This window comes from Pseudomonas cavernicola (genome assembly GCF_003596405.1).
GTDB classification, from domain to species: domain Bacteria; phylum Pseudomonadota; class Gammaproteobacteria; order Pseudomonadales; family Pseudomonadaceae; genus Aquipseudomonas; species Aquipseudomonas cavernicola.
The window spans coordinates 12,817-28,722 of record NZ_QYUR01000008.1 but is presented as its reverse complement, the minus strand read 5'-3'; the positions used below and the strand labels follow the sequence as shown (position 1 = coordinate 28,722).

Sequence of the window (15,906 nt, the reverse complement as noted above, 5' to 3'; positions counted from 1 at the left end):
AACAGGCGCAAAAGCGCAGTTTACGTGTTGTAAATGAGCATTTTGAGCCTGTTTTTAACGCCGTATAACCGAGCGCAGTAGTTTTCACACGGCCTGTTATGCCGGGTTTTAAGACCTCAGGCCGGCATCTGCAGCGGCTTGGGCGAGAGGATGATGCCGTTGTTGTCGGCATACACATACTCACCTGGACGGAAAGTCACGCCGCCGAAAGTCACCGGCACGTTCAGATCGCCGATGCCGCGCTTGTCGGTCTTCATCGGATGGCTGGCCAGCGCCTGCACCCCAAGCTCGGTCTGCGCAATGACATCGACGTCACGGATGCAACCATAGACCACCAGACCTTCCCAGCCGTTCTTCGCGGCCTTCTCAGCCAGCATGTCGCCGAGCAATGCGCGACGCAGCGAACCACCACCATCGACGACCAGCACCTTGCCTTTACCATTGAGCTCGACCTGATCCTTGACCAGGGAATTGTCCTCGAAGCACTTGATGGTGACGATCTCGCCGCCAAAGGAGTCGCGCCCGCCGAAATTGCTGAACATCGGCTCAACCACCTGCACCAGTTCCGGGTAGGCATCGCACAGATCGGGAGTGATGTATTGCATGGGAAAACTCCTATGAGTGAGGAAAGCAGAGTCAGAGATCGACGCCAATGCGGTCGCCATCATAGACCAGCGTCAGCCGGGTCAGTCCCGCGCAATGCGCATTCAGCGCCTGCCCGGTAAACAGATCGAATTCGGAGCCATGCCGCGCACAGCGCAGCACCCTACCGAGCACTGTGGCGTTGTGCAAGGGTGCCCCCTGGTGCGGGCAACGATTCTCCAGTAGCACCGGCTGCTGCTCTACCACCATCAATAAAAGACTGCGCCCGGCGACCTGAAAGGTCCGTCGGTAGCCTTCTTCTAGATTCAACAGTCGTTCGAGAGCAACGAACATGGCACCTCCCACGGCACCAAAAATGACCATATACCATCTTAAAGTTTAATTTTAGCTTCCTCCCGGCAACGACGGAACGCCCCATCCGCCGCGGGCCTGCACTCTTTTGAAAATAACAGCCGAGGCTTAGCGGCCTATAACCGTTATCCCGCGCGCCCCTCGCAGACAAACCGTTGATCATTAGCTAATGCGCCGAGCTGAACTGAGCTCGGCAAGAGCCTGTGACAGACATCCTGGTCAACAACTTGGGGCGTTCGAGACCAAAGGCTTTTCGAGACTCCAGCCGACTGGCTGCATTTCTTCGAAGTCAATGTGTTGAGCGGCGTGCGCCTAGCCCGAAACTAGGCCACCCAATCTACTTGTTAGCTCTGCTTTAGCCCTACAGGCAGCTGCAACTGTCGCAGCCAATGCCCGACCAGCGGCCAAACTTCGCGCTGGGCGTGCTTGCTGACCAGCATCTCGACATGCCCGTAATCGTCGGCAAAACCGTTTTTCTTGCCAAGGCAGACGAACTCGCGGGTTTGCGAGCCGAACTGCTCCAGCAATTTGCGGCAGGCCCAAGCGGGATCCTGTTGATCCCCCACGGCGCCGACGGCCAACAACGGTACCCCCACCTCCACCAGCCCGGCCCACCAATCGCGCTCGCTATCGCCAAAACGACCGAAAAGGCCATGCCAGCGCAGACTTTCCAGCGCCAACCCAATGGGTTCGTCTTCCGGGCCACGTTTTAGTCTTGACCCCGAGAGCGCGGCAAACCGCTTGAGCAACAAGCGCCCGCCCCACTCTACTGGCGGCACTTTCAACGGCCAGTAGACGCGACTGATCTGGCTACCGAACAAGGCTGCCGAGGCGACCTCATTTTCACCCAGATAATGCCCACCGAGCGCTGCTGCCAAGGTGATGCCGCCGAGGGAGTGACCAAGCCAGTGCGGGATCTGCGCTGTCTGCTCGCAGACGAACGCCGCGATAGCCGGCAGGTCATAGCGCCCATAATCCGCCACACGATTCTGCCGATAGTTCAGGTTACGCGGCGACAAACCGTGGCCACGCATCTCTGCAATCCACACATCAAAACCGGCCCGCGCAAGATATGGGCCAAGGCCAATGCCCTTCGGCGAGTACCAGAAACGTCGATTGGAGAAACTGCCATGCAGCAGAATCACCGGCACACCACGCTTCGCCTCCTGCCCCGACCGACCCAGGCGGGTGAGCGCTAATTCGACGCTGGGATCCGTGCTGTTGCCCGGCTTCAGGCGATAAACGTCTTCGCTCAGATCGCCACGCAGCTCTGCGCTCATCAGCGCGACGGGGAAAAGTTCACTGCTACTTTGCATGCGACTACTTGCACAAAAAAAGGGCGGGATTATGTCCGCCCTTTTTATAGGTGGTTGAAGAAGCGCTGGTTTAGACAGCACCGGTGCGGAGCAGCTCAGAACGAGCTGTTCCGCCCTAAACTAAAGTCATCAGCCCCGTTGGCCTTCCGCCAGGAAGAACCAGGTCTCCAGCACGGAGTCGGGGTTCAACGACACGCTCTCGATGCCCTGCTCCATCAGCCACCTGGCCAGATCCGGATGATCCGACGGGCCCTGACCACAGATGCCAATGTATTTCCCAGCTTTGTTACAGGCTTGGATGGCATTGGAGAGAAGCTTCTTGACCGCCGGATTACGCTCATCAAACAGGTGAGCAACGATCCCCGAGTCACGATCCAGGCCCAAGGTCAGCTGGGTCAGGTCGTTAGAACCGATGGAGAAGCCATCGAAGAACTCGAGGAACTCTTCGGCCAGAATCGCGTTGGACGGCAGCTCGCACATCATGATGACCTTCAGGCCATTCTGCCCACGTGCCAGGCCGTTTTGGGCCAGCAGATCAACGACCTGGCTCGCTTCGCCGAGTGTCCGCACGAACGGCACCATGATCTCGACGTTGGTCAGGCCCATCTCGTTGCGGACTTTCTTCAGCGCGCGACACTCTAGCTCGAAGCAATCGCGGAAGGATTCGCTGATGTAACGCGAAGCGCCGCGAAAGCCCAGCATCGGATTCTCTTCTTCCGGCTCGTAGAGCTTGCCGCCGATCAAGTTGGCATATTCGTTGGACTTGAAGTCCGACAGACGCACGATGACTTTCTTCGGCCAGAAGGCCGCGGCCAAGGTGCTGATACCCTCAACCAGCTTCTCGACGTAAAAGCCAACCGGATCGTCGTAACCAGCAATGCGCTTCTCGACGCTGTCCTTGATCTCCGCCGGCAGACTGGCGAAGTTCAACAGCGCTTTCGGATGCACGCCAATCATGCGGTTGATGATGAACTCCAAGCGCGCCAGGCCCACGCCGGCGTTCGGCAGCTGGGCGAAGTCGAAAGCGCGATCCGGGTTGCCGACGTTCATCATGATCTTGAACGGCAGTTCGGGCATCGCATCCACGGAGTTCTTGCGGATATCGAAGCCCAACTCGCCTTCGAAGATAAAGCCGGTGTCACCTTCGGCGCAGGAAACGGTAACGCCCTGGCCATCTTTCAGGACTTGGGTCGCATTACCGCAACCGACTACGGCCGGAATCCCCAATTCACGGGCGATGATCGCCGCGTGACAGGTACGCCCGCCACGGTTGGTGACGATAGCGCTGGCGCGTTTCATGATCGGCTCCCAATCAGGGTCGGTCATGTCGGAAACCAGTACGTCGCCCGGTTGGACCTTGTCCATCTCGGCGATATCGTTGATCACCCGCACCTTGCCGGCGCCGATTTTCTGGCCGATGGCACGCCCTTCAACCAACACAGTGCCGGTTTCTTTAAGCAGATAACGCTCCATCACATTGGCGCTGGTGCGACTCTTCACGGTCTCAGGGCGGGCCTGGACGATGTACAGCTTGCCGTCGTCACCGTCCTTAGCCCACTCGATGTCCATCGGCCGCTGGTAGTGCTTCTCGATGATCAGCGCCTGCTTGGCCAGCTCTGTAACCTCGGCATCGCTCAAGCAGAAGCGCGAGCGCTCGGCACGATCGACATCCACCACTTTGACCGACTTGCCGGCTTTGGCTTCGTCGCCGTAGATCATCTTGATCGCTTTGCTGCCCAGGTTGCGGCGCAGGATCGCAGGGCGGCCAGCCTCCAAGGTTTGCTTGTGGACGTAGAACTCGTCCGGGTTGACCGCGCCTTGCACCACGGTTTCACCCAGACCATAGGCACCGGTGATGAACACCACGTCGCGAAAACCCGATTCGGTGTCCAGGGTGAACAGCACGCCAGCGGTACCAGTCTCAGAACGAACCATGCGCTGCACGCCCGCGGAAAGAGCGACCAGCTTGTGATCGAAACCCTGATGCACGCGGTAAGCAATGGCGCGGTCGTTAAATAGAGAAGCGAACACTTCCTTCGCCGCACGGATTACGTTGTCCACTCCGCGGATGTTCAGGAAAGTTTCTTGCTGGCCGGCGAAAGAAGCATCCGGCAAATCTTCTGCGGTCGCCGAAGAGCGTACGGCCACGGCCATATTCGGGTTGCCGGCCGACATCTCGGCGAAAGCCGCACGGATTTCGGCATTCAAGCGCTCGGGGAACTCGGCCTCCATCACCCACTGACGAATTTGCGCGCCGGTTTTCACCAGGGCGTTGACGTCATCCACATCCAGTGCGTCGAGGGCGGCATGGATACGCTCGTTCAGACCGCTCTGCTCGAGGAAGTCACGGTAGGCCTGAGCGGTAGTAGCGAAACCACCGGGAACCGATACACCGGCGCCCGCGAGGTTGCTGATCATCTCGCCCAGGGATGCGTTCTTGCCCCCCACATGCTCCACATCATGGACGCCGAGCTTATCGAGGGAAACTACGTACTCTACCAAGGTGATCTCTCCACTAACGGTGTTGGATAAGCTCAGGCGCTGGAAAGCTCAGGCGGAGTAGCTCCGCGTGATTGTGGCCTGGCCCTGGAAAATAAGTAACAATGCCAACCGGCATGGGCCCAATCAAAGGGGGCCTATGATAGCCAAGAATCGTCCTCAGCTTAAGGCCTTCGGTGCAAATGAAACGAACCGCTTTTTTCATCTCCGATGGTACCGGCATTACAGCGGAAACCCTCGGCCAAAGCCTGTTGGCGCAGTTCGAAAACATCACCTTCCACAAGCTCACGCGCCCCTACATCGACAACGTTGAAAAAGCGCGCGCCATGGTACAACAAATCAATGTTGCTGCCGAGGCAGATGGGGCTCGCCCGATCATCTTCGACACCATCGTAAACCAGGAAATTCGCGACATTTTGGCGAAGTCAGATGGTTTTATGATCGATATCTTCTCCACTTTCCTTGCCCCGCTGGAGCAGGAACTGACCTCGCATTCGTCCTACTCGGTCGGTAAATCACACTCCATCAATTCCAACTCCCACTACATGGAGCGGATCGAGGCGGTGAACTTCGCCCTGGACAATGACGACGGCGCCCGCACCCACTACTACGACAAGGCCGACCTGATCCTCGTCGGCGTCTCGCGCTGCGGGAAAACCCCGACCTGCCTGTACATGGCCTTGCAGTACGGCATCCGCGCGGCCAACTACCCGCTGACCGAAGAAGATATGGAGCGCCTGCAGCTACCTGCCGCACTCAAATCCTACAAGGACAAGCTGTTCGGCCTGACCATCGACCCCGATCGCCTGACGGCAATCCGTAACGAACGCAAACCGAATAGCCGTTACGCTAGCTACGCGCAGTGCGAGTTCGAAGTTCGCGAGGTCGAGCAACTGCTACGCCGCGAAAACATCCCTTTTATCAATTCCACGCACTTTTCGGTGGAAGAGATTTCCGCCAAGATTCTGGTGGAAAAAGGCGTGGAACGTCGCCTCAAGTAAACCGGCCGCATGACGGCTGCCATGCGTTGCATGGAGCCGTCGACGCTCGCGCAATTACAGACAAAAACGCCCCTCCCCTTTACCCAGCGCCGTGGCCAGGGCATCAAAACCTTCGCGCAGGAGCTGATCATCACCCGATGTATTGCAGATACTCGCCCGAATGAACTGCGGCACCGCGGCATGCCCCACCGCGAAGGCTTCGGCCGTCGCGACCAGGTAATTGCTTTGCTTGAGTTCAGCTTCAATTTCCGAAGCCCGCCATGGCTCTGGGACTTCGATCCAGAAGTGCGGACTGTTCAGATGAGTCTTGTATGCAAGCCCCGCCAGCAGATCCTCCACCAACGCCTTGCGACGACCCACTTCGTAGATTTGCTGCTGCAACAGGTAGGCTGCCGTTCCGTTTTCGATCCAGGTCGTTGCCAGCTCAAGCGTCAGAGGCGTCGCCATCCAACAGGTGGATCTCAAGGCAGCAGCCAGCCGACTCATCAGCGCCTGCGGTGCATGCAGGTAACCCACGCGCAAGCCTGCCGATACTGCCTTGCTCAAGCTACTGATGAGGATCGTCCGTTCTGGCGCGAAGTAACTGAGGGGCGGTAAGCGATCCTCAACAAGCACGCCGTGGGCCTCGTCCTCCAGGATCAGCAGGTTGTGCTCGCGGCAGACCTTGGCCACCGCCTCTCGACGCGCAATGGAAAGCACCGCGGTCGTTGGGTTCTGAATCGTTGGCGTGCAGTAGAGCGCTGAAACCCGGTGGGTGCGGCACACCTCTTCCAGTGCCGAGGGCAGCACCCCTTCGTCATCCATATCCAGACCAATCAATCTGATACCCAGCATGCGGGCAGCAGTGATCAACCCCGGATAGGTCAATTGTTCAGTGACCACCGTATCCCCTGGCCGCAGCAATCCCATCAACGCACACAGCAAGCCGTGCTGGCCACCGTTGACGCAGATCACCTGATCGGGGCTCGGAGCAAATTCGCGCTGCTTCAACCAGCGGGCGCCAGCGGCGCGATAACGCGGCAATCCCGCGTCTGGGGTATAGAGACTGATGTCTTGAAGCACCTTGGGGTTATTGGCCAGGGTTTGAAAACTCTGCGCCAAAAAGGCGGTTTCCTGCCCAGGAATGTGCGTATTGCGGCTCATATCGAAATACTGCCGAGGCTCATCGCTGAAGTTGCGAAAACCCTCATCGCGCTTGCGCTCCAATCCGCGTTTGCGAACAAAGGTGCCATCACCCACCCGCGCCACCACCAGCCCCAGCTTCTCCAGCTCTCCGTAGGCACGACTGATGGTGCCAATGGTCACGCCGAGATTGTCCGCCAGCATCCTGTGCGGCGGCAGCTTGCAGCCGGGCTCGATCACGCCGTCAAGGATCCCCGCTTCTATCGCGTCGGAGAGGCGTTTGTACTTCACGCCCTGACCGCTCGAAAGCCCCTCTCGCACAATTGACACCATGTCAATATTTGTTTTGACAGCCATCATTCGCCCTAATAGTGTGATTTGACAGGTTCAATTATCGGATGAAGCCTTTCAATATAGAGGTCAATTCCACCTCATGGAAGAAATGTCGCCATGCCAATGTCTGCCGTCATCGAAAATAATGAAAAGACTCAAAAACAGTGGCTGGCGGGTGCCATCACCAGCGTCATGTTCCTGATCGTGTGCCTCAGCTGGGGAACGACCTGGCTGGGCATCAAGATCGCCGTCGAAAGCGTGCCTCCACTGACATCCGCGGGGCTGCGCTTTCTGATCGCCTTTCCATTGTTTCTTTGCTTCGCCAAGGTGCGCCGTGAACCCGTGCTATTCCCCAGGGAAAGCGGCTGGTTCTTTGTCTTTGTCACGCTGACCTACTTCAGCGCTCCCTACTACTTGCTCAACTACGGCGAGATGCATGTTTCTTCGGGGCTGACGGCGCTGCTGTTCAGTTGCATGCCAGTGTTCATCCTTATTTTTTCCGCCTTGTTTCTGCGCGAGAAAATTTACTTTTCGCAAGTCGTTGGCATCGCAATCGGTTTTGGCAGCCTGTACATGATTATCCGCAGCCAGGGGTTACACCTGGACCACGCGGAATTTTTCGGGGTCGTTGCGATCCTAGCCGCCGCTGTAATGCACGCCCTCTGCTACGTCATCACCAAGCAGAAAGGCAGCGCGATCGGCGTGATCACCTACAACACCCTGCCCATCGGCATCGCCGGCCTGATGCTGTTCGTTGCCGGGTTGTGCTTCGAAACTCCGTCCTTCAGTGACATTACGCTGCGCTCCTGGAGCGCCTTGCTGTACCTCGGGCTGGTCGCTTCGGTCGGCGGCTTCGTCGTCTATTTCATGCTGCTCAAGCGACTGAGCCCGATCATCCTTTCCTTCGTGTTCATTATTTTTCCGGTTTTCGCCGTGATCGTCGGCTCCTGGTACGAAGGCCAACCCATCTCCAAAGACCTGATGATCTATTCGGCGATTCTGTTGGCGGGGTTTGCGATCACCAAACTCCCGGTCGAAAAACTGTTGACCAAAAAGAACTGACCAACCTGACTTCGCGAGAGAAACATGGACGTCCTCTGCACCAAAGCACTTGAGCAAATCTATCGACACGCAAGCAGCACCTACCCAGAAGAATGCTGCGGCTTTGTCTTTAAAGATGGCAGCGTCTACTTCGGTGAGAACATTCAAAACGAGCTGCATCGACGCAACCCCGAGGTCTATCAGCGCAGCGCCGCTGAGGGCTACACCTTCTCGGTGGCAGATACTTTGAAGATGAACAAAAGCTTTCGCAGCGATAACCCCGTACTGGTCATCTATCACTCGCACCCCGATGTCGGTGCCTATTTCAGCCGCGAGGACCAGGACAAGGCCCTGTTCATGGGCGAGCCCATTTATCCGGTCGGCTACCTGGTCATCGATGTGCGTGAAGGCAAGGCATCCGGTTCAAAACTTTTCGAATGGAATGGCCAGAGCTTTCTCTGCAGCCAGGCGCTTTCTTGAAAACTACCAACGACCTACAAACGGAGTTGCGCATGAACGCTGTCTCTTTCCCTGACATCCTGGCTCGCGTCGCCAAACTGCCCGATTCGCAACTTAAAGGCAGCGGGACGACATTGCGCGAAGTAATCGAAAGTATCTGTACTGACCACCCACAACTGCGCGCGCATCTGCAGTATGAGAACAATCAGTTCAAGGAGCACTTTCTGTTTGCCTCGGACGGCGAGTTGATCGAACCCGATGATGCCTTCCCCGCTGGAGGTAACATCGACGTCATGCTTGCCACGTCCGGCGGTTTCGACCAGGACCGCTTGAGCAACGAGGAAGTTCAGCGCTATGTGCGACACATCACCCTGCCGGGAGTCGGCCGCGAAGGTCAGCTGAATCTGAAAAAAGCCAAGGTACTGGTCATCGGCACCGGAGGTCTGGGCTCACCGGTGTGTATGTACCTGGCCGCGGCCGGCATCGGCACACTGGGACTGGTCGACTTCGACGTGGTGGAAAGCAGCAACCTGCAACGGCAAATCGTGCACGGCAAAAGTACCTTGGGCCTGCCGAAAGTCGAATCGGCAAAAAGACGCCTGCAAGACCTCAATGAACACATTCAGATCAACCCTCATAACACATCGCTGAACACTGACAACGCCCTGGAACTGATCGGGCAATACGACCTGGTCGTCGACGGCACCGATAACTTCTCGACTCGCTACCTGGTCAACGATGCCTGCGTCCAACTGGGCAAGCCGCTGGTCTATGGGTCGATTTACCGTTTCGACGGGCAGATAAGTGTCCTCAACTATCGCGGCGGCCCCTGCTATCGCTGCCTTTTCCCCAAAAGCCCGCCTCCAGAACTGGCCCCCAATTGCAGCGCGGGCGGTGTGATCGGCGTACTGCCCGGCGTTGTCGGAATGATCCAGGCCACCGAAGCGATCAAGTTGATCATCGGTATCGGCGAACCGTTGGTCGGGCGCCTGATGTGCTTCGATGCGCTGGCGATGAAGTTCTCAGAAATACGCTTCAAACGTCGGGCCGACTGCCCCTGCTGCTCGACCCAACGCACCGGTCAGCTTCCCGAGCAAACCGCCGTCACCTGCGCCAGCGCTGTGCCGACAACGCCTGCTCTGGCGCAGGAACGCTACATAAAACCGCGGTTGCTCAAGCAATTGCTGGAACACAAAGGCAAGGCCGACATTCTGCTGGATGTTCGGGATGCAACCGAGCTGGAAGTCTGCCAACTGCCCGGCGTGCTGCACATCCCACTCGAGGATCTGGAAACCCGACTCGACACGCTTGATCGTGACCATAACCACTACGTCATCTGCTACGCCGGTTTACGCGCCGAACGTGCCGCGAGCACCCTGCTCGCCGCGGGCTTCGCCAATACCCGGGTCCTTGAAGGCGGCATGAAAAACTGGGTCCGTGACGTCGAACCCGACATGCCTTTGTATTGATGGTCGGCCATGAGCTCTTATCTGATGCTGCATAACTCGATACTCGACGCCATTGGCCAAACGCCGATCGTGCGCCTGGAAAAGCTCTCCGCCGACCTTGGCGTGGAGGTTTTCGTGAAGCTCGAATCCCTGAACCCGGGGGGTAGCCACAAAGCGCGTATCGCACTGGGCATGATCCTGGATGCCGAGCGCAAAGGCATTCTGGTGCGCGGCAAACAACAGACCATCATCGAGCCCAGCGGTGGCAACACCGGCATCGGCCTGGTGATGGCGGGTAACGTACTGGGCTACAAAGTGGTGCTGGTGATCCCGGACAACTACAGCCCGGAAAAACAAAAGTTGCTGCGTCTGTATGGCGCCGAAGTGGTGCTATCCGACAGTCGTCTGGGCAACAACTCCCACGGCCAGAAAGCCATGGAACTGCAATTGGAAAACCCTCATTACGTGATGCTCAATCAGCAGCGTAACGGGGCCAATCCCGAAACCCATCGCCAGACCACGGCCAGGGAAATTGTCCGGGCGTTTGCCGGCCGCCGGGTGGACTATTTCGTTGGCGGAATCGGTACCGGCGGCCACATCACCGGCATCGGCGAAACACTCAAGGCCACCTGGCCTGCCATCCGTGTATTGGGCGTCGAACCTGAAGAATGTGATCTGCTCAATGACCAGCACGCTCCGCACCAGATCCAGGGGCTGTCGATCGGCATCGTGCCGAGCATCCTCAACCTCTCGGTACTGGACGGCATGCTTAAGGTTTCCAAGGACCAATGCCTGGAGATGATGCAACGGGTCATGCGCACCGACGCCATCAGCCTGGGGCTTTCATCGGCAGCCAACCTGGTCGCTATTTCGGCCCTGGCCAAAGAAATGCCCGAGCACTCCACTGTCCTGACCATGGTCTACGACAGCGCGGACGCTTACCTGCCCTTATTCGAGTAATCCAAATGCTGGGGGTGCCTCCATGGGAGGCTTCATTGATATGCAACAGCTGCACGATGAGTTGCTTGTGCACCTCATCAACACCCTCGAACCGGCTGACTTGCTGCAGCTGGACGGTCATCTGCAAGCACTGATTCCGTGCGTGGCCAAGTTCGTCGCCGAGGATCTGATGGCCTTTGCTTCCCGCGACCCTGCATCCCAAGGTCGCGGCAACCTGATCCTGGAGTCGTACGCCTCCTTCAAGGCCGTTCTCTACTATCGCCTGGCTCATCAGGTTTTGAAGCTTGCCGGCGCAGCTGACCGGCGCTTCTCCTCTATCGCGCAAAAACTGAGTAACCAGGGCAAGCTTCTGTCAGGAACCGAGATCCACCCGGCGGCTCAGATCGGTCGGCGGTTTGTCCTCGATCACGGCTATGGCACCGTGATTGGTGAAACCTGCGAGATTGGCAACGACTGCTACATCCTCTGCGGGGTGACGCTGGGGGCTCGCGGCATTGCCAACAATCCCAATGGCAAACGTCACCCACGCCTGGGCAACAACGTGGAGATTGGCGCGGGAGCCAGAATCCTCGGCTGCGTGACGATTGGCGACAACGTCTTCATCTGCCCGGCGTGCGTCATTACCCATGACGTGCCGGCCGATACGAAAGTGAAGATCGTCAACCAGATCCAGCTTCAGAAAACCTCACAGTCCGATCATGGTGGCTTCCTCGGTGCCTTTGCGCTCAACGAGCGTTTGCACCTGGTCGGAGAGGTCAGCAACAGCCAGCACATCACGCTGCTGGATGCTGACTTTCACCCACTGACCGGCCTGGCACTGGAAGCCACTGTCAAGGAGCGCAGCCACTTACAGTTTCGGATTCATCACACCGAAGATGACGGCTACCCGCCGCGACTGCCGCTGAACCTGCACGTCTCAGGGCCCAATCTGGACATTACCTTGATCGCACCACCGGGCTTGAGCGCGATGGTCCGGCGCCTGATGCAAACCCGCCCTCAATCTGTCGGAGGTTGAACATGTCTGTACACACGATGGAAACCCTGGCGCTTTACGATAACGCGCCCTACCAGAATGCCTTCAGCGCCAGGGTCGTTGCTGTCAGCGATCAGGGTATCGCCCTTGAACACACGCTGTTTTACCCCACTGGTGGCGGCCAACCCGGGGACACCGGCCACATCACATTAGCCGACGGAACCTGTATCAAGGTGATTGGCACGGTGCGCGACCCGCTCTTGCGTTCGATCATCTGGCATCAGCTGGAAGCTTATCCGCCGCAGCTGCGAACGGGTCTGGAGATCGACGCCAGCCTGGACTGGGAGCGACGTTACCAGCACATGAAAATGCATACGTGCCTGCACCTGCTGTGCTCGATCATCGATGCCCCGGTCACCGGGTGCAGCATCAGCCATGACAAAGGCCGGCTGGATTTTGACCTGCCGGAGATGACCCTCGACAAAGAGCTCATCACCGAACAACTGAACGCCCTCGTTGCTCAAGCCCTGGAGGTGAAATACCTGTCCATGCCGGCGTCCGAGTACGCGACACTGCTCAAGATAACCCGCACTCAAGCCGTCGCACCGCCGGTCATACAAGGCGCGGTGCGAATCATCGAAGTAGCCGGTGTCGACATCCAACCTTGCGGCGGTACACACGTCATCAACACCGAAGAGATTGGTCGAGTCTACTGCGAGAAAATCGAGAAGAAGAGCAAGCACAACCGTCGAGTGATTTTGCGTTTCGAGTAAACCGCCACCTCCCCCATCCACAGACAAAAGCCCGCTTTCCAGGCCGTGTGAAAACTATTTGAGCGCCAAGTCCTGATCAATTAATGATCAAGTTTGGCGCTCCCTTGCTCTTTCTGAGCAAGTCGGCTCGGAAAACTTCTGAGGATTTCGCGTAGCAACACGAACCTCAGGATTGAGCTGGAGTTTTCACACGGTCTGTTTCGCAGGCTTTTGTGTTGGGCAGCAAACGCCGCTTAGATCACAAACAAATCGACAAAGCGGTTAACCGGCGTTGCCTCAAGCTTTGCCTGGTCCTTGCACAGGGCAAAGATTTCAGCCGAGCGCTGAGCAGTGAATCGGGTCGCCAGATTGGCCTTGAACTTGTCTTCCAGCAACGGGATACCATCGGCGCGACGACGGCGATGGCCGATCGGGTATTCGACCACCACCTGCTCGGTGCTCGAACCGTCCTTGAAGAACACCTGGATGGCGTTGGCGATAGAGCGCTTGTCCGCTTCCAGATATTCGCGGGTGTAACGCTCGTCTTCGACGATCACCATCTTCTCGCGCAGCTCGTCGATGATCGGGTTGGCCGCATGGAAGTCGTCTTCGTACTGCTCGGCTACCAGGTTGCCGAAGGCCAGTGGCACGGCAGTCATGTACTGAATGCAGTGATCGCGATCCGCGGCGTTAGCCAGTTGACCGATTTTGGAGATGATGCGAATCGCCGACTCGTGGGTGGTGATGATGATTTTCTCGATCTCGTGCAGGCGATCCTTGACCTGCGGGTGCAGCGTTACCGCTGCTTCACAAGCGGTCTGCGAGTGGAACTCGGCCGGGAAGCTGATTTTGAACAGCACGTTTTCCATCACATAAGTGCCGAACTTCTGCGAGAAGCTGAACTGGCGCTTATCTTCAGGCTTGAGCGCCAGGTCTTTGTTGGTGTGGCTGAACAGTACGTCGTAGAAGCCCCACTGCGGCGCGGTCAGTACGCCCGGAATGCCCATCTCGCCGCGCATGGCGATGTCCGCAAGACGTACGCCACGGCTGGACGCGTCGCCCGCCGCCCAGGATTTGCGCGAACCGGCATTCGGCGCATGGCGATAGGTCCGCAGTGCCTGACCATCGACGAAGGCATGGGACAACGCGGCCAGCAGCTGCTCGCGGTTGGCACCCATCAGCTTGGCGGTAACGGCGGTCGAGGCCACTTTCACCAGGATCACGTGATCCAGACCGACGCGGTTGAAGGAGTTTTCCAGGGCGATCACACCCTGGATCTCATGGGCCATGATCATCGCTTCCAGCACGGCGCGAACGGTCAGCGGCGCATCGCCATTGGCTACGCGCTTCTGCGACAGGTGGTCGGCTACCGCGAGAATGCCACCAAGGTTGTCGGATGGATGGCCCCACTCGGCTGCGAGCCAGGTGTCGTTGTAGTCCAGCCAGCGCACGATGCAGCCGATGTCCCAGGCGGCTTTCACCGGGTCCAGACGGAAGCTGGTGCCCGGTACGCGTGCGCCGAAAGGTACGACGGTGCCTTCAACGACCGGCCCCAGGTGCTTGGTGCACTCCGGGAAACGCAGGGCCAGCAGACCGCAGCCAAGGGTATCCATCAGGCAGTTGCGGGCCGTGTCCAGCGCCTCTTTGGACTTGATCTTGAAGTTCAGGACGTAGTCGGCGATGTCCTGCAGCACCTTGTCGTAATCGGGGCGGGTGTTCAGATCAACGTTGGCACTCATCATCGATTCACTCTGCTAGCGGGTCGAAGGGATGGCGCTGTTGCGCCTCCCTCACCCTAGCCCTCTCCCAGAGGGAGAGGGCATAGTTTTCTCAGAATGCATCGCCAGGCACGCGCACCCAGCCTTCCATCAGCACCCGGGCGCTGCGGCTCATGATGGCCTTGGTCACCGTCCATTCGCCGTTGGCCTGGCTGGCTTCGGCGCCCACGCGCAGGGTGCCCGAGGGGTGGCCGAAGCGCACCGCACTGCGCGCACTGCCGCCAGCAGCGAGGTTCACCAGCGTGCCCGGAATCGCTGCGGCAGTGCCGATGGCAACGGCGGCCGTGCCCATCATGGCGTGGTGCAGCTTGCCCATGGACAGCGCACGCACGAGCAGATCCACGTCTCTGGCGGCCACCGGTTTGCCGCTGGAGGCGAGGTAATCGGCGGGCCCTGCGACAAAAGCGACCTTGGGCGTGTGCTGGCGTTTGGCGGCTTCATCGAGGTGCTGGATGAGGCCCATGCGCAGTGCGCCGTGTGCACGAATCGTCTCGAACATGGCCAGCGCCTTGGGGTCGCCGTTGATATCGCCCTGCAACTCGGTGCCCGCGTAGCCGATGGCCTGAGCGTTGACGAAGATAGTCGGGATGCCGGCATTGATCATCGTCACTTTGAGCGTGCCAACGCCCGGCACTTCCAGATCATCGACCAGGTTGCCAGTAGGGAACATCGAGCCGCCCGCCCCCTCTTCCTCGGCGGCCGGATCCATGAATTCGAGCTGGACTTCAGCGGCAGGGAAAGTTACGCCGTCGAGCTCGAAGTCACCGGTTTCCTGCACGGCGCCATCGGTGACGGGCACGTGGGCGATGATGGTCTTGCCGATGTTGGCCTGCCAGATGCGCACGATGGCCACGCCGTTTTGCGGGATGCGGCTGGCATCCACCAGACCGCTGCTGATGGCGAACGAGCCGACCGCAGCGGAGAGGTTGCCGCAGTTGCCGCTCCAGTCGACGAAGGGCTTGTCGATGGAGACCTGACCGAACAGGTAGTCGACGTCATGGTCGGCCTTTGTGCTTTTGGACAGGATGACCGTCTTGCTGGTGCTCGAGGTCGCCGCGCCCATGCCGTCGATCTGCTTGTCGTAAGGATCGGGACTGCCGATCACCCGCAGCAGCAGTGCATCGCGGGCCGCGCCTGGGACCTGTGCGGATTCGGGAAGGTCTTGCAGGCTGAAAAACACGCCTTTGCTGGTGCCGCCGCGCATGTAGGTGGCGGGAATCTTGATTTGCGGTACGAAAGCCATCGAATTCTTGTCCTGATAAGGCTGAGG

General features: G+C 58.5%; 12 protein-coding genes and 1 pseudogene. 6 read left to right on the top strand and 7 right to left on the bottom strand.

Translation table 11 applies throughout. The annotated features are described in order from the left end of the window. Nucleotides 1-116 precede the first annotated feature (116 nt). The 4 genes from rraA to ppsA form a co-directional block, all read right to left on the bottom strand. A complete protein-coding gene (gene rraA, locus D3879_RS22020) occupies nt 117-605 on the bottom strand; it encodes a ribonuclease E activity regulator RraA (protein WP_119956400.1) in 489 nt (162 codons plus the stop codon). A gap of 31 nt (nt 606-636) precedes the next feature. Continuing rightward, on the bottom strand, nt 637-936 hold the full coding sequence (locus tag D3879_RS22015) for a Rieske (2Fe-2S) protein (RefSeq protein WP_119957057.1): 300 nt from the start codon (nt 934-936) through the stop codon (nt 637-639). A gap of 362 nt (nt 937-1,298) precedes the next feature. Beyond that, nucleotides 1,299-2,270, bottom strand: coding sequence for an alpha/beta fold hydrolase (locus D3879_RS22005; protein WP_119956399.1), 972 nt, complete (start codon nt 2,268-2,270; stop codon nt 1,299-1,301). Between the two features lie 129 nt (nt 2,271-2,399). Continuing rightward, the gene (gene ppsA / locus D3879_RS22000) at nt 2,400-4,772 is read right to left on the bottom strand and encodes a phosphoenolpyruvate synthase (protein WP_119956398.1); all 2,373 of its coding nucleotides are present in this window, start codon (nt 4,770-4,772) and stop codon (nt 2,400-2,402) included. A 179-nt stretch (nt 4,773-4,951) separates the two neighbouring features. Between ppsA and ppsR the strand changes: the two genes are divergently transcribed. Then, nucleotides 4,952-5,770 carry a posphoenolpyruvate synthetase regulatory kinase/phosphorylase PpsR gene (gene ppsR, locus D3879_RS21995; RefSeq protein ID WP_119956397.1) on the top strand — a complete coding sequence of 273 codons (819 nt, stop codon included), beginning with the start codon at nt 4,952-4,954 and terminating at the stop codon, nt 5,768-5,770. 54 nt (nt 5,771-5,824) lie between these two features. Here ppsR and D3879_RS21990 read toward each other — a convergent pair whose 3' ends face one another. Then, nucleotides 5,825-7,249, bottom strand: coding sequence for an aminotransferase-like domain-containing protein (locus D3879_RS21990; RefSeq protein ID WP_119957056.1), 1,425 nt, complete (start codon nt 7,247-7,249; stop codon nt 5,825-5,827). Nucleotides 7,250-7,348: 99 nt separating this feature from the next. On the opposite strand from D3879_RS21990, the gene D3879_RS21985 reads away from it, so the two are divergent. From D3879_RS21985 to D3879_RS21965, 5 genes and pseudogenes are all read left to right on the top strand, one after another. Then, nucleotides 7,349-8,287: a DMT family transporter gene (locus D3879_RS21985; RefSeq protein ID WP_119957055.1), complete on the top strand. Its 939-nt coding sequence runs from the start codon at nt 7,349-7,351 to the stop codon at nt 8,285-8,287. A 24-nt stretch (nt 8,288-8,311) separates the two neighbouring features. Then, nucleotides 8,312-10,194: pseudogene (moeB, locus tag D3879_RS21980) on the top strand (molybdopterin-synthase adenylyltransferase MoeB). Between the two features lie 24 nt (nt 10,195-10,218). After that, nucleotides 10,219-11,133 (top strand): PLP-dependent cysteine synthase family protein, encoded by a 915-nt coding sequence (locus tag D3879_RS21975; RefSeq protein ID WP_119957054.1) that lies wholly within the window; start codon nt 10,219-10,221, stop codon nt 11,131-11,133. 22 nt (nt 11,134-11,155) lie between these two features. After that, nucleotides 11,156-12,148, top strand: coding sequence for a serine O-acetyltransferase (locus D3879_RS21970; RefSeq protein WP_119956396.1), 993 nt, complete (start codon nt 11,156-11,158; stop codon nt 12,146-12,148). A gap of 2 nt (nt 12,149-12,150) precedes the next feature. Then, the gene (locus D3879_RS21965; RefSeq protein ID WP_119956395.1) at nt 12,151-12,879 is read left to right on the top strand and encodes an alanyl-tRNA editing protein; all 729 of its coding nucleotides are present in this window, start codon (nt 12,151-12,153) and stop codon (nt 12,877-12,879) included. A 233-nt stretch (nt 12,880-13,112) separates the two neighbouring features. Here D3879_RS21965 and prpD read toward each other — a convergent pair whose 3' ends face one another. Together prpD and prpF are read right to left on the bottom strand one after the other, a co-directional pair. Further along, the gene (prpD, locus tag D3879_RS21960) at nt 13,113-14,597 is read right to left on the bottom strand and encodes a 2-methylcitrate dehydratase (protein WP_119957053.1); all 1,485 of its coding nucleotides are present in this window, start codon (nt 14,595-14,597) and stop codon (nt 13,113-13,115) included. Between the two features lie 91 nt (nt 14,598-14,688). Next, nucleotides 14,689-15,879 (bottom strand): 2-methylaconitate cis-trans isomerase PrpF, encoded by a 1,191-nt coding sequence (prpF, locus tag D3879_RS21955; RefSeq protein WP_119956394.1) that lies wholly within the window; start codon nt 15,877-15,879, stop codon nt 14,689-14,691. Nucleotides 15,880-15,906 lie beyond the last annotated feature (27 nt).

Coding starts and splice junctions, on each gene's coding strand:
- prpF (WP_119956394.1), bottom strand. CDS start 15,879: ATGGCTTTCGTACCGCAAATCAAGATTCCCGCCACCTACATGCGCGGC.
- prpD (WP_119957053.1), bottom strand. CDS start 14,597: ATGAGTGCCAACGTTGATCTGAACACCCGCCCCGATTACGACAAGGTG.
- D3879_RS21975 (WP_119957054.1), top strand. CDS start 10,219: ATGCTGCATAACTCGATACTCGACGCCATTGGCCAAACGCCGATCGTG.
- D3879_RS21970 (WP_119956396.1), top strand. CDS start 11,156: ATGGGAGGCTTCATTGATATGCAACAGCTGCACGATGAGTTGCTTGTG.
- D3879_RS22015 (WP_119957057.1), bottom strand. CDS start 936: ATGTTCGTTGCTCTCGAACGACTGTTGAATCTAGAAGAAGGCTACCGA.
- D3879_RS22005 (WP_119956399.1), bottom strand. CDS start 2,270: ATGCAAAGTAGCAGTGAACTTTTCCCCGTCGCGCTGATGAGCGCAGAG.
- D3879_RS21985 (WP_119957055.1), top strand. CDS start 7,349: ATGTCTGCCGTCATCGAAAATAATGAAAAGACTCAAAAACAGTGGCTG.
- D3879_RS21965 (WP_119956395.1), top strand. CDS start 12,151: ATGTCTGTACACACGATGGAAACCCTGGCGCTTTACGATAACGCGCCC.
- rraA (WP_119956400.1), bottom strand. CDS start 605: ATGCAATACATCACTCCCGATCTGTGCGATGCCTACCCGGAACTGGTG.
- ppsR (WP_119956397.1), top strand. CDS start 4,952: ATGAAACGAACCGCTTTTTTCATCTCCGATGGTACCGGCATTACAGCG.
- D3879_RS21990 (WP_119957056.1), bottom strand. CDS start 7,249: ATGGCTGTCAAAACAAATATTGACATGGTGTCAATTGTGCGAGAGGGG.